This window comes from Rhodospirillales bacterium (assembly GCA_016712595.1).
Classification (GTDB): Bacteria; Pseudomonadota; Alphaproteobacteria; order Rhodospirillales; family Defluviicoccaceae; genus Defluviicoccus.
Genome location: JADJQT010000001.1, coordinates 2,285,439 through 2,304,509, shown reverse-complemented (window position 1 = coordinate 2,304,509; position 19,071 = coordinate 2,285,439). Strand labels below are relative to the sequence as shown.

At 62.3% G+C, this 19,071-nt stretch carries 15 protein-coding genes; 9 read left to right on the top strand and 6 right to left on the bottom strand.

The genetic code is table 11. The features are described from left to right. Positions 1 to 26 precede the first annotated feature (26 nt). Both IPK66_10380 and IPK66_10375 read right to left on the bottom strand, forming a co-directional pair. The gene (locus IPK66_10380) at positions 27 to 1,697 is read right to left on the bottom strand and encodes a lactate permease LctP family transporter (GenBank protein MBK8175642.1); all 1,671 of its coding nucleotides are present in this window, start codon (positions 1,695 to 1,697) and stop codon (positions 27 to 29) included. Positions 1,698 to 1,724: 27 nt separating this feature from the next. Continuing rightward, complete coding sequence (locus IPK66_10375) at positions 1,725 to 4,622, bottom strand: FAD-binding oxidoreductase (protein MBK8175641.1); 2,898 nt, start codon at positions 4,620 to 4,622, stop codon at positions 1,725 to 1,727. A 562-nt stretch (positions 4,623 to 5,184) separates the two neighbouring features. On the opposite strand from IPK66_10375, the gene IPK66_10370 reads away from it, so the two are divergent. From IPK66_10370 to IPK66_10360, 3 genes are all read left to right on the top strand, one after another. Then, positions 5,185 to 5,967 carry an FCD domain-containing protein gene (locus IPK66_10370; protein ID MBK8175640.1) on the top strand — a complete coding sequence of 261 codons (783 nt, stop codon included), beginning with the start codon at positions 5,185 to 5,187 and terminating at the stop codon, positions 5,965 to 5,967. Between the two features lie 194 nt (positions 5,968 to 6,161). Further along, positions 6,162 to 6,788 carry a YqgE/AlgH family protein gene (locus tag IPK66_10365; GenBank protein MBK8175639.1) on the top strand — a complete coding sequence of 209 codons (627 nt, stop codon included), beginning with the start codon at positions 6,162 to 6,164 and terminating at the stop codon, positions 6,786 to 6,788. A 156-nt stretch (positions 6,789 to 6,944) separates the two neighbouring features. Further along, positions 6,945 to 8,093, top strand: a complete 1,149-nt coding sequence (locus IPK66_10360) for a tetratricopeptide repeat protein (protein ID MBK8175638.1) — start codon at positions 6,945 to 6,947, stop codon at positions 8,091 to 8,093. 105 nt (positions 8,094 to 8,198) lie between these two features. Here IPK66_10360 and IPK66_10355 read toward each other — a convergent pair whose 3' ends face one another. Then, positions 8,199 to 9,599 carry a GntP family permease gene (locus IPK66_10355; GenBank protein ID MBK8175637.1) on the bottom strand — a complete coding sequence of 467 codons (1,401 nt, stop codon included), beginning with the start codon at positions 9,597 to 9,599 and terminating at the stop codon, positions 8,199 to 8,201. A gap of 316 nt (positions 9,600 to 9,915) precedes the next feature. Further along, complete coding sequence (locus IPK66_10350; GenBank protein ID MBK8175636.1) at positions 9,916 to 10,287, bottom strand: hypothetical protein; 372 nt, start codon at positions 10,285 to 10,287, stop codon at positions 9,916 to 9,918. A 335-nt stretch (positions 10,288 to 10,622) separates the two neighbouring features. Here IPK66_10350 and IPK66_10345 point away from each other — a divergent pair, with 335 nt between their 5' ends. Further along, positions 10,623 to 10,988, top strand: coding sequence for a hypothetical protein (locus IPK66_10345; GenBank protein MBK8175635.1), 366 nt, complete (start codon positions 10,623 to 10,625; stop codon positions 10,986 to 10,988). Between the two features lie 170 nt (positions 10,989 to 11,158). After that, complete coding sequence (gene queG, locus IPK66_10340; GenBank protein MBK8175634.1) at positions 11,159 to 12,070, top strand: tRNA epoxyqueuosine(34) reductase QueG; 912 nt, start codon at positions 11,159 to 11,161, stop codon at positions 12,068 to 12,070. Between the two features lie 118 nt (positions 12,071 to 12,188). Here the strand turns inward: queG and IPK66_10335 are convergent, their stop codons facing one another. Further along, positions 12,189 to 12,578: a helix-turn-helix transcriptional regulator gene (locus IPK66_10335; GenBank protein MBK8175633.1), complete on the bottom strand. Its 390-nt coding sequence runs from the start codon at positions 12,576 to 12,578 to the stop codon at positions 12,189 to 12,191. Positions 12,579 to 13,071: 493 nt separating this feature from the next. Next, entirely contained in the window at positions 13,072 to 13,689 is a 618-nt protein-coding gene (gene phaR / locus IPK66_10330; protein MBK8175632.1) for a polyhydroxyalkanoate synthesis repressor PhaR, read from the bottom strand. Between the two features lie 357 nt (positions 13,690 to 14,046). Here phaR and IPK66_10325 point away from each other — a divergent pair, with 357 nt between their 5' ends. From IPK66_10325 to cysC, 4 genes are all read left to right on the top strand, one after another. Continuing rightward, positions 14,047 to 14,943, top strand: a complete 897-nt coding sequence (locus IPK66_10325; GenBank protein ID MBK8175631.1) for a 3-hydroxyacyl-CoA dehydrogenase family protein — start codon at positions 14,047 to 14,049, stop codon at positions 14,941 to 14,943. Positions 14,944 to 15,169: 226 nt separating this feature from the next. Continuing rightward, positions 15,170 to 16,066, top strand: a complete 897-nt coding sequence (locus IPK66_10320; GenBank protein MBK8175630.1) for an EamA family transporter — start codon at positions 15,170 to 15,172, stop codon at positions 16,064 to 16,066. A 269-nt stretch (positions 16,067 to 16,335) separates the two neighbouring features. Further along, positions 16,336 to 17,130: a sulfate adenylyltransferase subunit 2 gene (locus IPK66_10315; GenBank protein ID MBK8175629.1), complete on the top strand. Its 795-nt coding sequence runs from the start codon at positions 16,336 to 16,338 to the stop codon at positions 17,128 to 17,130. A gap of 36 nt (positions 17,131 to 17,166) precedes the next feature. Continuing rightward, a complete protein-coding gene (cysC, locus tag IPK66_10310) occupies positions 17,167 to 19,059 on the top strand; it encodes an adenylyl-sulfate kinase (GenBank protein ID MBK8175628.1) in 1,893 nt (630 codons plus the stop codon). The last annotated feature ends 12 nt before the right edge of the window (positions 19,060 to 19,071 follow it).

Sequence of the window (19,071 nt, the reverse complement as noted above, 5' to 3'; positions counted from 1 at the left end):
TTCGCATTGCCGGCCGCTGATCGCGCTCAGTGGGGAAGCACGACCGGGATCATCCAGGAGAGGTAATACGCCTGGATGTAGGTGATGACGCCGATGATCAGGGCAAAGAACAAGCTGTGCTTGACGGTGAAGCGGAACAGATCCGATTCCTTGCCGACGAGGCCGACCGCGGCGCAGGCGACGGCGATCGATTGCGGCGAAATCATCTTGCCGGTCACGCCGCCGGTCGTGTTCGCGGCGATGGTGAGCACCGGATTGACGCCGATCTGCTGCGCCGTGACGTTCTGAAGGTTGGCGAACAAGGCGTTGCTGGAGGTATCCGAGCCGGTCAGGAACACGCCCAGCCAGCCGAGGAACGGCGAGAAGAACGGGAACAGCGCCCCGGTGGCGGCGAACGCGAGGCCGAGGGTGGAAGAAATCCCCGAATAGTTGGCGATGAAGGCAAAGCCGAGCACGAGCCCGATGGTGAAGATCGGCCGCAGCAGGGTTACAAAGGTCTCGCCCAGGGTTTGAAAGAACATCTTGGCGCTGACGCCGAGGATCATCGCCGAGATCGCCGCGGAAGCGAGGATCGAGGTGCCGGTGGCGGCGATGATGTCGAACTTGTAGGCGGCGGCATAAGGCGTGGGCGTCGCCACGATCGGAACATCGCGGATCACGAGATTGTCGAGTCCGGGAATGTGCAAGGCGAGGGTCGAGAACGCCAGCGGCCCGCCGGCCGCGAACAGAGCCTTGAATTCGGGCAGCGTCCAGATGGTGACCATGATCGTCAGCACGATGAACGGCGACCAGGCGCGAATGATCTGCCCGCTGGTGTATCTCTCGCCCGAGCCGCCCGGCATCGCCGCAGCGCCGACGCTTTGGAACGAGAACGCACTGACCGGCTGCCATACCTTCAAGAACAGCGACAGGCAGACGAGACTGAACAGGGCCGAGCTGATATCGGGAAGCTCGTACGCCCAGAAATTGGACGTGAAGTACTGGCAGACGGCGAACGACGCCCCGGCGACGAACAACGCCGGCCATGTTTGCCGGATGCCGCGCGTGCCGTCCATGATGAAGACCAGCCAGAAAGGCACGAACAACGACAGCAGGGGCAACTGCCGTCCGGCCATCTGGCCGATCAGAAACGGATCGATGCCGGTCACCTTGCCGGCGACGGTGATCGGGATACCGAGCGCGCCGAAGGCGACGGGGGCGGTGTTGGCGATCAGGCACAGCCCCGCGGCATAGAGCGGGTTGAAGCCGAGGCCGACGAGCAGAGCGGCGGTGATCGCGACCGGCGCGCCGAAACCGGCGGCCCCCTCGAGAAAGGCACCGAAGCAAAAGCCGACGAGGACCATCTGCAGCCGCTGATCGGCGGTGATTGTGATTACCGATGAGCGGATGACTTCGAACTGGCCGGTCTTGACGGTGAGCTTATAAAGGAACACCGCAGCGACGATGATCCACGAGATCGGCCACAGGCCATAGAGAAAGCCGTAACCGGTCGCCGCCAGCGCCATCGAGACCGGCATGCCATAAACGACGACGGCGATGAGCACGGCCAGCGCCACCGTCACCAAGGCGGCGATGTGCCCCTTCATGCGCAATATCGCAAGCGCGATGAAGAAAAAGACGATCGGAATGACGGCGACCGCAGCGGACGCCCACAGGTTTCCGCCAATCGGCGCATAGATCTGCGTCCAGGTTGACATTTTTGGAACCTCCCGTTGGTTTGCCTGTTAGCGTTCGGCTCCAAACTTCGTCGTGCAGGCATCGACGAGATAGACTATCGACTGATAGGGAACCCCTGCGTGCATCGAGAGCCCGATCTCGCACGTCCGGCTGTGGGAATAGCCCGCGGTACAGCCCTCTGGCAGCGCCGACGCCAGCGTGCGCAGGGCATGAGCATTGAGTTCTGGCGTGGTAAAGCCCTTGTCGCCCGCCCAGCCGCAACAGCCGATGCTGTCGGGAATAACGGCGATCTCGGCACACGCCTCGCCGATCACCCGCAGTTTGCCCTCAAGCCCCATCTTGCGACCGCTGCAGGTCAGATGCAGAGCCACCGGTTGTTGCTGCCGACGGAACACCAGGCGCTCCATCATCCGGTCGTGGATGAATTCAACGATATCCAGCGGCCGGAGATGCTCAGGCAACTTCTCCTTCAACCGGAATGAACACGGGCTGGTATCGGAGACGATCGGCAACGCTCCGTTGCCGCTGGCCTCGATCAGCGCGCGCTCAACTTCCTTCGCTTTGCGATCGGCTACCTCGCTCAGACCCTTGCTGTCGAATGGCTGACCACAGCACAGATCGGCCAGACCACTCGGATAAATCACGCGAAATCCGGCCTTGCGCAGCAGTGCCGCCGTCTTTTCGGGAAGCGCCTGCTGATCCGGATCACCACGGGCCGGCCCCATCGTTCGCGACGCGCAGCTCGGCAGGTAGACGACCGCCGGCAGTTCGCGCTCAGCGCTGCCGTTTCCCTCCAGAGTGGACGATGCCTGGGCGGGCGACGTCGGGTCGAACGATGCCGCGCTCGGCATCGCCGGAGTCCATGCCGGCAGGCGATCGCCGCTCAGCCGCCGGGCTGACCCCGCCAGTTTTTCCATGCGCTCCTGACCGAAGGCGCGCGCGGCGAGATCGGTGAGTCTCAGGCCCTGGCGGGATACCGCGAGCGTGGTGCCATAATGATCGGCGAGCCAGCCGGCGACGCGCCGGGCGGCCGTCCCCTGCCCTTGCCCCCGCAGCGTCTTGGTCAGCAGCCCGGTATTGATGCTCACCGGACAGGCGGTGGCGCAAAGCCCGCAGGCGGCGCAGGTCTCGAGCCCCTGGTAGTCGTAAAGGCCGACGAGCGCCGCGCGCTCCGCCGCGGCACCGGACTCCTGCAGCCGGGAGATCTCTCGCCAGCCGACGATGCGCTGGCGCGGTGTCAACGTCAGCCCCTGCGACGGACACATCCGCTCGCAGAATCCGCACTCCATGCACTGATCAACGGCGGCATCCGCCGCCGGCAGCGGTTTGAGGTTCTTAAGGTGGATGTGCGGATCGTCGTTGAGCAGGACACCCGGATTGAGCAGGCCATCGGGATCGAACAGCGCCTTGATCTCGCGCATGAGCTGATAGGCCTGCGCGCCCCATTCGAGCTCGACGAAGGGCGCCATGTTGCGCCCGGTGCCGTGCTCCGCCTTCAGCGAGCCGTCGTAGCGATCGACGACCATCGAGCAGACCGCGTCCATGAACCGCCGGTAACGATCGACCTCCTTGGCGTCGCCGAAATCCTGGGTGAAGACGAAGTGCAGATTGCCCTCAAGGGCATGGCCGAAGAGGATCGCCTCGCGATATCCGTATTCGTCGAGGAGAACCGTCAGATCGGCGGTGGCGGCGGCGAGCTTTTCGATCGGAAAGGCGACGTCCTCGATGATTACCGTCGTTCCGGTGGGCCGCATCGCCCCTACCGACGGCAGCAGGCCCTTACGGATGTTCCAGAACCGCTCGTACTCGCTGGCAATCGCGGTGAAGGCGATGGCGCGCAGGGTTTCGATGCCATCGAGCGCGCCGGTGATCGCTGCGATATTTTGCTGCAGGGTCTGCGGGTCCTCGCCGCGGGTCTCGACGAGAAGCGCGGTGGCACCGTCCGGCAGCCCGCGGATGAAGTCCGGCAACCCCGGCTTGTCTTCGACCGAACGCAGAGCCGCCCGGTCCATCAGTTCGACCGCCGATACCGGGGTCGGCTTCATCAGGATCACCGCCCGGCAGGCCTCGACGATGTTGGGGAACAGCATCAGCGCGCTCGCCTTGTGCGCGTGTTCGACGACGGTACGGTAGGTGACCTCCGCGATGAAGCCGAGCGTGCCCTCGGAGCCGATCATCAGGTGCTGCAGAATTTCGAACGGGTCGGTGAAATCGACCAGCGCATTCAGGCTGTAACCGGTGGTGTTCTTGATCGCGAACTTGCGCCGGATGCGTGCAGCGAGCGCGTCGTCCTGACGCACGCGCGCCGCGAGCGCCGCGAGTCCGTCCAGCAGTTCGACGTGAGAGCGCGCGAAGTCGGCCCGACTCGCCGGATCGAGGGTGTCGAGCACCGTGCCGTCGGCCAGCATCACCCGCAGGCCGGCGAGCGTATGGTAGCTGTTCTGCGCCGTGCCGCAGCACATGCCGCTGGCATTGTTGGCGGCAATGCCGCCGATCTTACAGGCGTTGATCGAGGCCGGATCGGGGCCGATCTTGCGTCCGAAACGGGCGAGGTGACGATTGGCGTCACTACCGATTACCCCGGGCTGCAGGCGAATGGTCTGGCCGTCCGGGGCAATCTCAACATCTCCCCAGCCCGATCCAAGCACCGCCAGAACGGAATCGCTCACCGCCTGACCCGACAGACTGGTGCCGGCGGCGCGAAAGGTCAGTGGCGTGCCGTACTTGCGGGTCAGGCGCAGCAGGCCTTCGACCTCCGCCTCGCTGTCGACGATGGCGACGATCTTTGGGATCAGCCGGTAAAAGCTGGCATCGGTGCCATACGCCAAGGTTCGCAGCGGGTCGCGCACCAGCCGCTCGGGCGGCAGGATCGCGCTCAGATCATCGGCAAGGGCGTCGTGGGGTAAGCGGTGTGAAATGTCTTCGTTGAGCCTGGCCAGCGCCATGGACGGAGCCTCCACTGGAAATCGATATGTAGAGATCGACACCGGGAGATCGCCGCCTTCGGCAATGACGGCACAGACATCGCCACAGGCGACGACAGGGCCGGCAGACAAGGCTTAGCAAGGGTCAGAGGCGAATACGTCTCACCCATTTCGTTCCTCCCGGACACACCGCCTTTGCGAAATCTTTGACGCGCATGATCGCGCCCCCGACCGCCGGCGGGCCAACTTGTTCCTTGAGCTCCGGGGCTCCGCTGTTTCTCAGCGGTAAACTCCGAAGTCGAGTATTTAGAACACACTAAGCTATGGTCGACAACAGGTCAAGAGGTCAGATGACCTGTCCACTTTTTACGTCTCCACGTGCCTGTCGCCCGCTGGCACACGCCGCGGATGTTCGTGTGACCGAGTGAGGGCGGCGCGAGGCAGCCGTCGCATTTGGCGCAAAGACGCGCCCTTGCCATCCGTGGCGCGGTGGTAAAGATTTGTCGACGATGATGTGGTAAGGTGATCGGACCTTTTCTCGAAGCATGGGATCGTCGTGAACGAAACGCCCCAGAGCCGCCGTATGCAGTACCTGAAGATCAAGCCGGAGCGGCTGTCCGATGCCATCGCCCGCCAGCTCGAGACGCTGGTGCTCGAGGGGGTCCTGCGGCCCGGCGAACGCCTGCCCTCCGAGCGGGACTTGGCGCAGGAACTCGACGTTTCCCGCCCGTCGTTGCGCGAAGCGTTGCAAAAGCTCGAGGCAGCGGGACTGCTGGAAACCCGCCACGGCGGCGGGACATACGTTAAGAACGCGATTGCCGCCAGCATCACCGATCCGCTGGTCGACGTCTTTCAGCGGCACCCGGAGGCGGCGCTCGACTTCATCGAGCTGCGCCACACGCTCGACGGGATCGCCTCCTATTACGCAGCGTTGCGCGCGACCGATTCCGATCGGCAGATCATTTGCGAGTGCTTCGAGGCGATGGAAACCGCGCACCGGCTCGATGATCCCAGCGAAGAAGCGGAGCGCGACGCCGACTTTCACATCGCCATCGCCGAGGCGTCGCACAACATCATGCTGCTGCACGTGATCCGCGGCTTGCTTGGCTTTCTGCGCAAGGACGTCGTGTTCAACCGGATGCTGCTCTATAGCCGTGCCGGCGCGCGTGATGTCCTGCTGGAACAGCACCGGGCGATGTATGAGGCCATCCTCGCCGGCGATGCGGAACGGGCCCGCCTCGCGGCACAGGTGCACATGGCACACGTCGAAGACGTGCTGCGCCAAAGTCAGCTCTCCGGCGCGCGCAACGACGTCTCGCGTCGGCGCCTCGCCCGCTATCTGGCTGACGACAAATCCCGCGCCTGAGTCTGCGCCACTACGGCGCACGATCTTGCAATGGCCTCCCCCTCGCGCCGGAAATTCTCGACTTTAGTGATTTTACAACTTCCGGGCGACCACTCGCTTTACAGCACAAAATCTGTTAAACTCATTGGGTGATGAGGGGTGTTCTTCGCATCCTGGGGTGGTTGGTGATCGCCGTGGCCGCGTGTCCGTGTGCCATGGAGGATTTGTTCGGGCGTCAGGCGAGTGCCGCCGAAACCTTCATTGTCGGCAATGACCGTGCGACCAAGGGCAACCCGGCAGTCCAGCAGGGCACGGCGAGCGCATTTGTCGCCGGACAGTTTCTTTTGGCGAATCCCCGGATAACCGATCCCCGCTTCGCCGAAGCGGTGATTTATGTCGTCAGCCACGATGCGGACGGCGCGATGGGCCTTATCCTCAATCAGACCTACGGAACCGGCCGATTGCGCTCCCTGCTCGCCGGCTTCGGGATGATGCAGGACAACGCGCACGGTTCGGTCACGCTGCACGCTGGTGGACCGGTCGAACCGACGCGCGGCTTCGTGCTGCACTCCGACGATTACGCCGGACCGAGCACGCACATCCTCACCGGAGGCCTGGCATTGTCGACGGGCAAGGACGTACTCGAAGCGCTCGCCGCGGATAAAGGGCCGCGCAACTGCCTCGTCTTTCTCGGTTATGCCGGCTGGGGACCGGGGCAGCTCGAGGGCGAACTCGCCCACGACGACTGGTTGACCGCTACGGCCGACCGGGACACGGTCTTGTCCATCGATCCTGATCACTTGTGGAAGCTGCTTTTCGCGCGGGCAGGAACGCCGCTGTGAGCCCATTCACTCTTGTGGCGTTTCGCCGCCGCGCCGGTTCGGCCGCCGCGCGGAACTGCGCTTCGGCTCTGCTGGTTTTCAACGCATCAATCCGACGCCATCGCCAGCTTGAGGCGAAAATAGCGCGGTCTGCTTGGGGAAGGACACACGTGAAGGATGAAACGCCATTTTAGCCGCATTCGCCCGCTTGCCGTCGCGATCATCCTGATTGCCGCTTGCGGCGCGGCGCTCGCGTCCGAGCAGCCAGCGGCCGGCAGTACCCACCCGGAGCCGTCTACAGCATCCTCGCCAAGCTTTCCGAGCGAGGAGGCTATCGAGGCTTACCGTCAGGCGGTGGCGCGAGACGACCGTACCACCGCCCCCCGACAGTGGGCGGACGACGAGATCAGGCTTGGCGACGCCCTTGCCCGCCGGGGTGAACGCCAGCCCGGCACGGCGCTGATTGAAGAGGCAATCCACGCCTATCAGAGCGCGCTTTCCGTGCTGAACAAAACTGATTCCCCGATGGTTTGGGCCGCGGCGCAGAGCAATCTCGGTAACGCTCTGACGGCCCTGGGCGAGCGAGAGCCCGGATCGAAAGCGCTGCAGGAGGCGGTTACCGCCTTCGATGCCGCCCTCGCTGTCCGCACGCGCGAGGCCGCGCCCAGGGAATGGGCGGCGACGATGAACAATCTCGGCACGGCGTTGCACGCTCTGGGGACACGCCAGCCGGCTTCAAACGCGACGCAACGGGCGATTGCATGCTTCCGGCAAGCCCTCGAGGTCCGCACTCAGGACAGCGCGCCGCTCGAGTGGGCAGCGACCCAGATCAACCTCGGCGCCAGCCTCGAAAGCCTCGGCAAGCGTACCCGCGACGAGGATCTGCTGCAGCAGGCGGTTTTCGCCTACCGCAATGTCCTGCAGGTCTACACGCGCGAGGCACGCCCGGTGCAATGGGCGATGACGCAAAACAATCTCGGCAACGCCTTAACGGCCATCGGCCTGCAACAGCAAGGAACCGCGTGGTTGGAAGAAGCCCGCATCGCGTTCGAGCAGGCACTCGAGGTCTTTGGACCGCAGGAGGCCGCATGGCAATGGGCAATGACGCAGAGCAATCTCGGCGGCGCGCTGCGGGCCATCGGCGAGCGCGAGCAGGATCAAGCGGCGCTGCAGGCCGCGGAGCAAGCCTATCTCTCTGCGTTGTCGGTGTTCGAGGCCGCTGGCGCCACGGATGCGGCCGATGCGATCCGCCGCGCATTGCGGCAGGTGCACGTCTTGCTCATTGCGCGCCCGGCGCACCCCCTGCGCGCGCCGAATGCGCTCTAAAGACGCTTTGCGCGCGGAACGCGCCCTGAGATGTTTTCGCGCGGCATGTGCGGTAAGACGGCATCGAGCCCGCCGACCCCCAGTGGAGCCGGCGGGACGATCCGATCAGTAGATGCCGGTAAGATAGAAAAACGCGATAACAACGAAAACAGCCATCGTCTTGATGATGGTGATGGCAAAGATGTCGCGATAGGAATCGCGATGGGTGAGACCGGTCACCGCCAGCAGCGTAATCACTGCGCCGTTGTGGGGAAGCGTATCCATGCCGCCGCTCGCCATCGACGCCACGCGGTGCAGGACTTCCAGCGGAATGCCGGAGGCCTGGGCGTTCTGAATGAACGTATTCGCCATTGCCGCGAGCGCGATGCTCATGCCGCCCGACGCCGAACCGGTGATGCCCGCCAGCACCGAAACGGTTATCGCTTCGTTGATCAGGGGGTTGGGAATCGCCTGCAGCACTGAGGCGACATAGGAGAACCCGGGGAGCCCGGCGACAACGCCGCCGAATCCGTACTCCGATGCAGTATTCAAGGTGGCCAGCAGCGCCCCCGCCACGGCAAGCTTGCTGCCCATGGCGAAGGTATTCTTGATCGGCTTGAAGGCGAAGCACACTGTGGCAATCACGCCAAGGAGGAGCGCGCCCTCCACCGCCCAGATCGCCACCACCTTCGCCACCTCGATGGTCATCGCGGGAGCGCCCTCGTGCAGCACGAAGGAATAGGTGCTGCCATATGCCCCCGGAATCAGATCGGTGAAGATCTTGTTGAGGACGAAGACGATGATCAGCGGCGAAATGGCCAGAAGTGGGTGCGGCAGCTTCTCGTGGGCAAAGGGTTCGGGTTCGTTCTCAAGCCGCGGCAGGTTGGTCGCATAGCCTTCACCCGCAGTCTTCGCCTGGCGTCGGCGAAGCTCGAGGTAGCTGATCCCGACGACGAGAATGAACAGGGCGCCGACGACGCCCAGCCAAGGTGCGGCCCATGTCGTTGTCTTGAAAAAGGTGGTGGGGATGATGTTCTGGATTTGCGGGGTACCGGGCAGTGAATCCATGGTGAAGGTGAAGGCGCCGAGCGCGATCGTGCCAGGGATCAGCCGCTTGGGGATATCGACCTGCCGGAACATCTCCGCTGCGAAGGGATAGACGGCGAAGACGACGACGAACAACGAGACGCCACCATAGGTGAGGATGGCGCAGACGACGACGATCGACAGGATGGCCCGTTCGGCACCGACGATCTTGATGACCGAAGAAACGATCGATTTCGAGAATCCGGAAAGCTCGATGACCTTGCCAAACACCGCGCCGAGAATGAATACCGGCAGATAGAGCTTGGCAAAACCCGCAAGCTTTTCCATGAATACGTTGGTATACGCTGGTGGAACAAGCATCGGATCAGTCAGAAAGACTGCGAGCATCGCGCATACCGGAGCGAACAGAATAACGCTGTAGCCTCGGTAGGCAATCAACATCAGCAGCCCAAGGGCGAGTAGTAGTACGAGGACACTCATTGTTTGGTTTTCCGTTCTTGCCTTCTGTTACGGTTTTGTCATTTCACATTAACCCTGGATCAGGCGTCCAGGGTAGCGGCTGGAGCAGAAACTTCAAACATTCGTGTGGGCTGATCTCGAACAGTCTGTCCTTGGTTTTCCCGCGACGCTCCTCCGCCGCGACGATCCTACTCTAGGACCTTGCGACTTGTCATCGGTTACTGAGAATGACAGTCTGGCCAGCGAAGATATCATGCGGAGCATCGCAGATTCATTTTGCAACTGCTCAATAATCCTGCCGGCGCGAAGACGTGGTCGATAACGCCGAGCAACCCGATCAGAAGAGAAAAGCCGCTCCCACCTGAAACGCACCGAAAACGACGCTGAGGATCGGCAGCCATGTCGTCCAGCCGCCGGGTTTCTCGTTCGCAGCGGTGCGCGCTTCCGGCATCGCCGCCGCAGTGTCCGCGCCGGTAGCCTCGGGCGGCGCCTGCAACGCCTTTTCCTCCACTAAATCGGGCGGATCGTAGGCGCGCGGCGGCGGACCATAGTGATTGACAAGACGAGCGGCGTCGCGGGGCTTGGGCCGGCGGTGGCAATCGACGCTGCCGATCGTCTGATAGCAGTAGATCGGCTCATAGTCGGCGACACCCTTTTCATAGACCGTCTCGTCGGACGCGCAGGCTCCGAGCACCAGGACGGCAAGCATCGATGGACCGGCCAGCCACGCCCGCCTGAACCGGACCCGCCTGCCCCACACCCCCCCGTCGCACCTCTGCCTGCCCGTCCCGCACGCTTTTGCCACCGCCCGCTACCTCCTGGCATAATACGTGCATTATACAAATTTTTACTTCTATAAGTAGTAAATTTTATGCTGTTCTGCGCGTGGTGACCTCTTTGCTGCAGGTGCGTAAAATGGCCACTTTCAGCACCGGGAGGATCGGCTTAGGATTGTTTGCGCGGGTTCAAGGGAGCGGATTTAGCGCATTTCCAGTGCGCGTGATCCGATCCGATCTGGAAACGCTACGGAAATAGGAAGCCGCCATGGAGCAAAGTTCACCTACGGCCGCCGAAACGGAGGTGTGCGAGGCGCGTCGGCGCGTCGAGGACGCGGGTAACGCGTACCGCCCCGCGCTCGCAGCAGCGTTGCTCAACCTCAGCCGCGATTATGAGGCCCTCGATCGCACATCGGATGCCCTGGCCGCCGCGCGCGAGAGCGTCACCGTCCTTGCAGACGGGTTCCTTGCCCAGCCGGCGCCGTTGGCAGACGCCATGCGGGCATCCGTGGCGCAGTATGTCGCGCTGGCACAACGGACCCGCAGCAAGCCCGATGCCGCACTGCTCGCGCCGATCGCACAGGCGCTTGGCGACGAGATCGTTGCCGCCGACACCAGCGACGACATCCCGTGACATCCCACACGACTCTTACCGCCGTTGCACGCGCAAGCAGCGCGTCCAAGCGGTCTGCCTCAGACGCGGCGGGAGGAGGATCGGAGCGCGCCGCCAACCCCCAGCAGGGTGCGGAGACGCCGGTGGTTCGATCCACGCCGGTCAAGGAAGACATCCGGGCGCAGGCAAAAATGTTCGGCTTTGATGCCGTCGGATTTGCCAGCCCGAGAGGCGATCCAGCGGACGCGGGCAACCTCGCCCGTTTCCTTGCCGATGGCTGTCACGGCGATATGCATTGGATGGAACGCCATTCCGAGCGCAGGGCCAATCCACTTGCCCTGTGGCCGCAGGTGGCGAGCATCATCTGTCTCGGCATCAACTACGGTCCCGCCGACGATCCGCGGGCGGTTCACGCTGAAACCGATCGCGGGGCAATCAGTACCTACGCCCGCGGCCGTGATTACCATGACGTGGTCAAGAAGCGCCTGAAGGCGTTCGCCCGCTGGATCAAGGAAACCCACGCCTGCGAGGTCAAGGTCTTCGTTGATACCGCACCGGTGATGGAAAAACCGCTGGCGATGCGCGCCGGACTCGGCTGGATCGGCAAACATACCAACCTCGTATCGCGCACGTTCGGCTCGTGGCTTTTCCTCGGCGAAGTGTTCACGACGCTGGCGCTGCCGCCGGACCGCCCGGAAATGGACCATTGCGGCTCATGCGACGCCTGCATGCGCGCCTGCCCAACGGGCGCCATCGTTGCACCCTTCCGCATCGAGCCGCGACTGTGCATTTCGTATCTGACGATCGAGTATCAAGGCGCGCTTGCACCCGAACTCGTCCAGCGCATGGGCAATCGCATTTACGGCTGCGACGATTGCCTCGCCGCCTGCCCGTGGAACAAGTTTGCCCGGATCACTCCCCACGTCGAGCTTCGCCCGCGTGCCGACCTTGCCGCGCCGAAGCTCGCCGACCTCGGCCGCCTCGATGATAAGGCGTTCCGCGAACGCTTTAGCGGCACTGCGATTAAGCGGATCGGTTGGGAGCGCTTCTTACGCAACGTCCGCGCTGCCGCCGCCCAGCACAACCTGCAGGTCTCCGAGTGATGTAACTCCGGACGCGCCGCCCTCAGGCTTTGCGTTGCGTATCGCGATACGGCTGTTGCACCGCAGTTCCGGCGTGCCCACATCGTGCTGGCACGCCGACGCTGACGGTGTGGGGCACTCACTTGGTCGCGAGAACACGAGCCAGTTGACTGAGCGCTTCGCGATGCCGCTCGTTCGGGATCTGGGTAAAATTCCGCGCGAGCTCAAGGCACATCCGCTGACGCATCGATAGATCGTCTTCACTTCCGTTGCCTTCGAGACCCTCGAAGAAATACCCGACTGGAACACGCAGAACCCGCGCGATCTCGAACAAACGTCCCGCGGAAATGCGGTTGATCCCACGCTCGTACTTGTGGGCCTGCTGATATGTGACGCCAATCAGATGCGCCATCTGCTGCTGGCTGAGCCCCAACATTACCCGCCGCTCCCGAATACGCCCGCCGACATAACGGTCGACATCCGTACCCTTGGTCGCGGCTCTGCTCAGATTTTCGTCGAACGGCACCATATCTTTCGATCTCCGGATCGGTGGGCGATCGTGAACCGTTTCTGAACGCTCAACCAGGCCAGCTTTCAAGCAAATGGCCCGTGCCTCCCTCCGATATCATGCGCGGCGCATCTTGTGGTCGACTGCTTGACCGATGCTTCTTTGCGTCATTGGTTGTCGGGAGGCGCTCCCTCCCATCTTCCTATCAACCTGGAATAATACTGACAAGCAATTTCGCTATACCAACGTACGTTTTTAAAACGATAGCGCACAACCGACGGAAAGAAAAGAAACTTTAGATTATGCCGGGCCATGCGCGCCCACCATCCGGACGAAGTCTATCCTTCGCGCTGTGGGCGACTGCTGAGCGGGGCCCCTCCTCACCCGAGATCACAAGGATGAGTTCTCGCATAGCGCGCTCAAATGGAGGCCGCAAGGTCGGGTCTGAGGCACGCCCAGACCCGAATCCTGCGGGCTTCCACATCAAAATCCGAGCGAGCCAATCGCCAGACGCTTACTTCTGTCGCTGGGCGACGAGGTCATCCAACTGCTTTTGCATCTGGTTGAGTCTGGTGCGCAGATCACGGATTTCGGTATCGGCAAGTGGCTTGCGCGACTCCGTTTCCTTTTCGATCGCCGGAAATTCCTCGCTATAAAATGGCGAGAGCATGCGCACGGTGCGTTCGAACATGGCGATCTGCTGCTTGCTCATCTCCTCGAATGAGGAGAACGGCATCAGTCCGTCGAAGGCGCTGCGCAAATAATCCCGCATCTGCTCCTGGTTGCGGGCAAACGCCTGCATCGAATGCTCGAGATAACGCGGAACCACGACCTGCAGGCTGTCGCCGTAAAAGCTGATCAGATGGCGCAAGAAGCCAACCGGCAACATGCTGTGCCCTTTGGTCTCCTCCTCGACGATGATGTGCGTCAGCACCGACCGGGTGATATCCTCTCCCGTCTTTGCATCGTATACGGCAAATTCGGCGCCTGTCTTCACCAACTGGGCGAGATAATCGAGCGTCACGTAGCAGCTCGTCGCCGTGTTGTAGAGGCGCCGGTTCGCGTATTTCTTAATCGTAATAGGCCGTTGCTCGGATGTTCCTGCCGAGCCGGCACTCGATCCATCAACCATTCACTACGCCCTAGCCCAATCAATAGGGTGTGGCAATCTAATGCTTAGTATCGGCTAATCATTGTTGCGTTGCAACAACAAGATTGAGTGTCGGCATTCCGTTCGCGACGCAGCTTCGAGTCGCCATCGGAAACCAGCCTCGGGTTCGCTACCAGCGGAAAACCGAGGCCGCGATGGCCTTGGTTCGCGCCTTCGCGCATGCGAAAGCGGCTTTATCTTCCGCCGTAAAACCGTTACACATCTGTGGCTTCTGTGCGGGATCGGAGATTCGCGCATTGCGACATGCAGCGTCAGGTAGCTCGTTCGTTCGAGCCGCCGGGCGACGCGATTCACTAGGGGTTATGGGGAAACAAGAACATGACAATCAACAAAGTCGGCGTGATCGGGACAGGCGCGATGGGTCTCGGCATCACGCAAGTCTGTGCACACGCGGGCCTCTTGGTGACCGCAGTTAAGGCGACACCCGGATCGTGGGAGCGGGCAAAGGGAACGCTCGAGGGCGGACTCGCCAAATCCGTGGAACGCGGCAAGATGGCGGCGGAAGATCGCGATGCCCTGCTGTCACGTATTGTTTTTTCAGCCGACGAACACGCCGTCGAGGACTGTGATCTGGTCATCGAATCGGTCATCGAAGATCTGGAAACTAAAAAGGCCCTGTTCCGCCGGCTCGAGCACGTCTGCCGTCCGGACGCGATTCTCGCCACCAACACCTCGACGCTGTCGGTCACGGCGATGATGGCGGTGTGCAAACACCGCGACCGCATTGCCGGGCTGCACTTCTTCAATCCCGCGCCGGTGATGAAGCTGGTCGAGATCATCCACGCGTTCGAGACGTCCGATGAGGTGGTCGGCCTGCTCAGCGCGTTCTGCAGCGCGATCGGCAAGGACCCGGTGATTGTCCAGGACACCACCGGTTTCATCGTCAATCGCCTGCTCACCCCCTACATGCTGAACGCCATCCGCATGCTTGAGCGTGGCACCGGCTCGATCGAGAGCATCGATCAGGCGATGAAGCTCGGCGCAGCCCATCCGATGGGACCCTTCGAGCTCGCCGACTACATCGGCCTCGATGTGGTTGAGGCGATGGCCCACAACATCTTCGAGGACGTGCGCCACGAGCATCACGCACCACCACACACCCTGACCCGCCTCGTGCAGCTCGGCTATCTCGGCCGCAAGACGGGCAAAGGTTTCTACGATTATTCGAAGAGGCCGGCGGTGCAGAATCCAGCCTTGTCGCGCCCGGTCTTTTAACGCCTTCCCCGCCCCGCGCGCCGACCCTCCCGTCGGCGCGCATTTTTCTGCCTTTTCTTCCTCCAACCTCCCTTTGCGCCGCAATCGTACAGCCGCCCGATCACGGGATTTTGCTTGTTATTTCGGCGCCCCTCGTTTTCCCTGCGGTCCTCAGCATAGAGGCTAATCCGCTGGCAGAAAAATCCGCGACCGATGCCGCTCTCCGCGGCTCGCCCCCGACCCCGTCATGAGCGCACCTGTCCGTCGAGCGACGATGACTGGATGCGGCGCCATTATTGTGTGGGCCAGTCTCGCGCTGTTAACGACGATGACCGGCGCCGTTCCGCCGTTCCTGCTCGTCGCCCTCGCCTTCGCCCTCGCCTTCGCCGGAACCCTCGTTGTGTGGTGTGTCCGCGGCGGCGATCTGCGCGCGCGCTTTTGCTGGCCATGGCGCGCGTGGCTGGTCGGCACGGGCGGGCTGTTCGGCTATCATTTCTTCTATTTTCTCGCCCTGCGTAGCGCCCCGGCAGCCGAGGCCAGTCTCGTCAACTATCTCTGGCCGCTGCTGATTGTGCTGTTTTCAGCAATGCTTCCCGGACATCGCCTACGCGCCTGGCACGTCGGTGGCGCGTTATGCGGGCTCGCGGGCACCGTCCTGCTGATCAGCGACGGCACTCGCCTCGGCTTTCCCGCCGAATATGCCAAGGGCTACGCGGCGGCCCTGGCGTGCGCCGTCATCTGGGCGGGCTATTCCGTGCTCAGCCGACGTTTCGCCGATGTGTCAAGCGAGGCTGTCGGCGCTTTTTGCGGCGCGACGGCACTCCTCGCCGCTGCCAGCCACCTGGCGTTTGAAACGACCGTCTGGCCTCAGGGCAGCCAATGGCTCGCGGTCATCGCCATGGGCGCGGGCCCCGTCGGCGCGGCGTTTTTCGCCTGGGACGCCGGCATGAAACGCGGTGATATCCGTGTGCTTGGCGCCGCCGCCTACCTTACGCCGCTGCTGTCGACCGGCCTGCTGGTCGCGTTTGGACGCGCCCCGGCGACTTGGATTCTCGCCGCTTCCAGCTTGTTGATCACCGTCGGTGCCGCACTTGCCGCAAAAGATATGTTTGCCTCGCCAATGCCGTGCGATGACAGCCGCTGATATCTTGTTTCATAAATTGAAACAGTGCGATGAAAGTGACGCATGGGATGAAAGAAAGGGCGTCGCCTCGCCGTTATCGCTTGCATTGAGCGGCTCGGATCGATTTTCATGATTGTGAATTACCCATATAGGTGGTGATCGGCGCACGCGCACACGTTATTATTGAGCTGCAGTGCAACATCTGGACTTGTAGCCGAAGTTTCTGGTATGGGGTTTCCCCGGCCGCGGGACCCCCGGCGAAAAAGCAATCGTGAGCAGCGGAAGGATCCATGGATCATCTCGACGTTCTGGAAAGCAGGACGATCTACGTCCTGCGTGAGGCGTTCAACAAGATCGACAAGCTGGCGATGCTCTGGTCGCTGGGTAAAGATTCGAACGTCATGCTTTGGTGTGCCCGAAAGGCTTTCTTCGGGCACGTACCATTTCCTCTTGCGACCATCGATACAGGCAAGAAATTTCCCGAGATGTACGCGTTTCGCGATCGCTACATTAAGGAATGGAACCTCGATGTCGTCATCGCCGGCTGCCCGCCGGTTGAAGAGATGGACCCCTCCCTGCCGCCGGCTGCCCGCTCTGCGGCCCGCAAGACGGCTGGCCTCAAGGCCATCGTCGCTCGGGAGGGTTATACCGGCCTCATCGCCGGTATCCGCCGCGACGAGGAAGGCACGCGCGCCAAGGAGCGCGTGTTCAGTCCGCGCGGCGAACAGAATACCTGGAATTTCCGCGACCAGCCGCCGGAATTCTGGGACCAGTTCAACACCGATTTCGCGCCGGGTACACACCTGCGGGTGCATCCGCTGCTGCATTGGACCGAGCTCGACATCTGGCGCTACACTAAGCGCGAGAATATCCCTCTCGTGGACCTTTATTTCGCAAAGAACGGCAAGCGCTACCGCTCTCTGGGCGACAAGGACATTACCTTCCCGGTCGATTCCGACGCCGATACCGTCGACAAGATCATCGAGGAGCTGATGCATACCAAGATCGCCGAACGGTCCGGCCGCGCGATGGATCACGAGGCTGAAGACTCCTTCGAGCGCCTGCGCGCCGAAGGCTACCTGTAAGCCGGAGGGAGCGAGGCAACTATGGATACGACCAACATGAGCAAGGTCGCAGAGCCATCAATTCAGTCGGTTCCACCGCTGAAGATCGTCATCGTCGGCCACGTCGATCATGGCAAGTCGACCTTGGTCGGACGGCTTTTCTATGACACCGGCACGCTGCCGGATGGCCGAGTCGAAGCCGTTCGCGCGATGTGCGAAAAGCGCGGCATGCCGTTTGAATGGGCATTTCTGCTCGACGCGCTGCAGGCGGAACGCGATCAGGGTATCACCATCGATATCTCACAGATCTTCTTTCGCACCGCACACCGCAATTACGTGCTGATCGACGCGCCGGGTCATCGTGAGTTCGTCAAGAACATGGTTACCGGCGCGGCGCAGGCGGACGCGGCGGTCCTGGTCGTCGACGCCCGCGAAGGCATGCAGGAACAGACACGCCGCCACGCCTATCTTTTGCATCTGCTCGGCATCCATCAGATCGTCGTGGCGATGAACAAGATGGACGCGGTGGACTACAAGGAGGCTCGCTTCCAGGAAGTCGGCACCCAGGTACGCGACTACCTCGCCGGCCTGGGCATCGACCTGCTGCATACCCAGATGATTCCCGTTGTCGCCCGCGACGGCGATAACATCGTCAATGCGTCAAGCAAGATGCCGTGGTACGACGGTCCGACGCTGGAGAACGCGCTCGACGAATTACAACCTCCGGTTACGTCGCTGGAGCTGCCGCTGCGCTTTCCGGTGCAGGACGTTTACAAGTTTGACGATCGCCGAATCATCGCCGGCCGCATCGAGAGCGGCTTCCTGCGCAAGGGCGATACGCTGTTGTTCTCGCCGTCGAACAAGAAGGCGCGCGTCGCCAGCATCGAAGCTTGGCATGCGCGCGAGCCGATCATCGCCACCCGTGCCGGCCAGTCGATCGGCGTGACCCTCGACGAGCAGATCTTCGTCGAGCGCGGTGAGATCGTCAGCCTCGCCTCCAATCCACCGATGCTGACCAATGTCTTCCGCGGCCGCATCTTCTGGCTCGGCCGCGAGCCGCTGGTCCCCGGCGCACGCTATAAAATGAAGCTGTGCACCGGAGAGTATCAGATCGAGGTCGAGAAGATCGAGCGGGTGATCGACGTTCAGGAGATGGAATCGAACGAGATCAACCACGTCGAGCGCAATGCCATCGCCGAAGTGGTCTTCCGCAGCCGCCGGCAAATCGCGGTTGATCCGTTCGAGCACAACATGTTCACCGGCCGCTTCGTTATCGTCGAGAACTACGACATCGTCGGTGGCGGCCTGATCAACATGGATGGCTACGCCGATCAGCGGCAGCTCGGCATCAAGTCAACGAACATCTTCAAGGTCGAACACCGGGTTCCACTGGAAGAACGCTGGAAGGCGAACGGTCATCGCGGTGGCATCCTGTGGATGACCGGCCTTTCGGGGGCCGGCAAGTCGACACTGGCGTTCTCGCTTGAGCAGCACCTGTTCCGCCGCGGCTACCTGGTCTACGTGCTCGACGGCGACAATGTCCGTCACGGCCTATGCTCGGACCTCGGCTTCTCGCCCGAGGATCGCGTCGAGAACATCCGACGTGTCGGCCATGCCGCCACCCTGTTCGCCCGCGCCGGGTTCCTCGTACTCACCGCTTTCATCTCGCCCTACCGCGACGACCGTGATCGGGTACGGGCGATCGCGCCGGACGTCTTCCACGAAATCCACATCGACGCCGATTTGCCGACGTGTGAGACGCGCGATCCAAAGGGCCTTTACAAGAAGGCGCGAAAGGGAGAAATTCAGGACTTCACGGGTGTTTCTGCCCCATATGAGCCACCAGCAGCGCCGGAAATGCGAATCGATACGGCCAAATATTCGATCGAGGAGTGCCTCGCTCACCTCGACGAGTACGTGGCAACCAATTTCGCGATTACGATGCGCTGATCACGCGCTGAC

Excerpts from the sequence above, each read along its gene's own strand:
- IPK66_10380 (MBK8175642.1), bottom strand. The coding sequence starts at position 1,697 with ATGTCAACCTGGACGCAGATCTATGCGCCGATTGGCGGAAACCTGTGG.
- IPK66_10375 (MBK8175641.1), bottom strand. The coding sequence starts at position 4,622 with ATGGCGCTGGCCAGGCTCAACGAAGACATTTCACACCGCTTACCCCAC.
- IPK66_10370 (MBK8175640.1), top strand. The coding sequence starts at position 5,185 with ATGCAGTACCTGAAGATCAAGCCGGAGCGGCTGTCCGATGCCATCGCC.
- IPK66_10365 (MBK8175639.1), top strand. The coding sequence starts at position 6,162 with ATGGAGGATTTGTTCGGGCGTCAGGCGAGTGCCGCCGAAACCTTCATT.
- IPK66_10360 (MBK8175638.1), top strand. The coding sequence starts at position 6,945 with ATGAAACGCCATTTTAGCCGCATTCGCCCGCTTGCCGTCGCGATCATC.
- IPK66_10355 (MBK8175637.1), bottom strand. The coding sequence starts at position 9,599 with ATGAGTGTCCTCGTACTACTACTCGCCCTTGGGCTGCTGATGTTGATT.
- IPK66_10350 (MBK8175636.1), bottom strand. The coding sequence starts at position 10,287 with ATGCTTGCCGTCCTGGTGCTCGGAGCCTGCGCGTCCGACGAGACGGTC.
- IPK66_10345 (MBK8175635.1), top strand. The coding sequence starts at position 10,623 with ATGGAGCAAAGTTCACCTACGGCCGCCGAAACGGAGGTGTGCGAGGCG.
- queG (MBK8175634.1), top strand. The coding sequence starts at position 11,159 with ATGTTCGGCTTTGATGCCGTCGGATTTGCCAGCCCGAGAGGCGATCCA.
- IPK66_10335 (MBK8175633.1), bottom strand. The coding sequence starts at position 12,578 with ATGGTGCCGTTCGACGAAAATCTGAGCAGAGCCGCGACCAAGGGTACG.
- phaR (MBK8175632.1), bottom strand. The coding sequence starts at position 13,689 with ATGGTTGATGGATCGAGTGCCGGCTCGGCAGGAACATCCGAGCAACGG.
- IPK66_10325 (MBK8175631.1), top strand. The coding sequence starts at position 14,047 with ATGACAATCAACAAAGTCGGCGTGATCGGGACAGGCGCGATGGGTCTC.
- IPK66_10320 (MBK8175630.1), top strand. The coding sequence starts at position 15,170 with ATGAGCGCACCTGTCCGTCGAGCGACGATGACTGGATGCGGCGCCATT.
- IPK66_10315 (MBK8175629.1), top strand. The coding sequence starts at position 16,336 with ATGGATCATCTCGACGTTCTGGAAAGCAGGACGATCTACGTCCTGCGT.
- cysC (MBK8175628.1), top strand. The coding sequence starts at position 17,167 with ATGAGCAAGGTCGCAGAGCCATCAATTCAGTCGGTTCCACCGCTGAAG.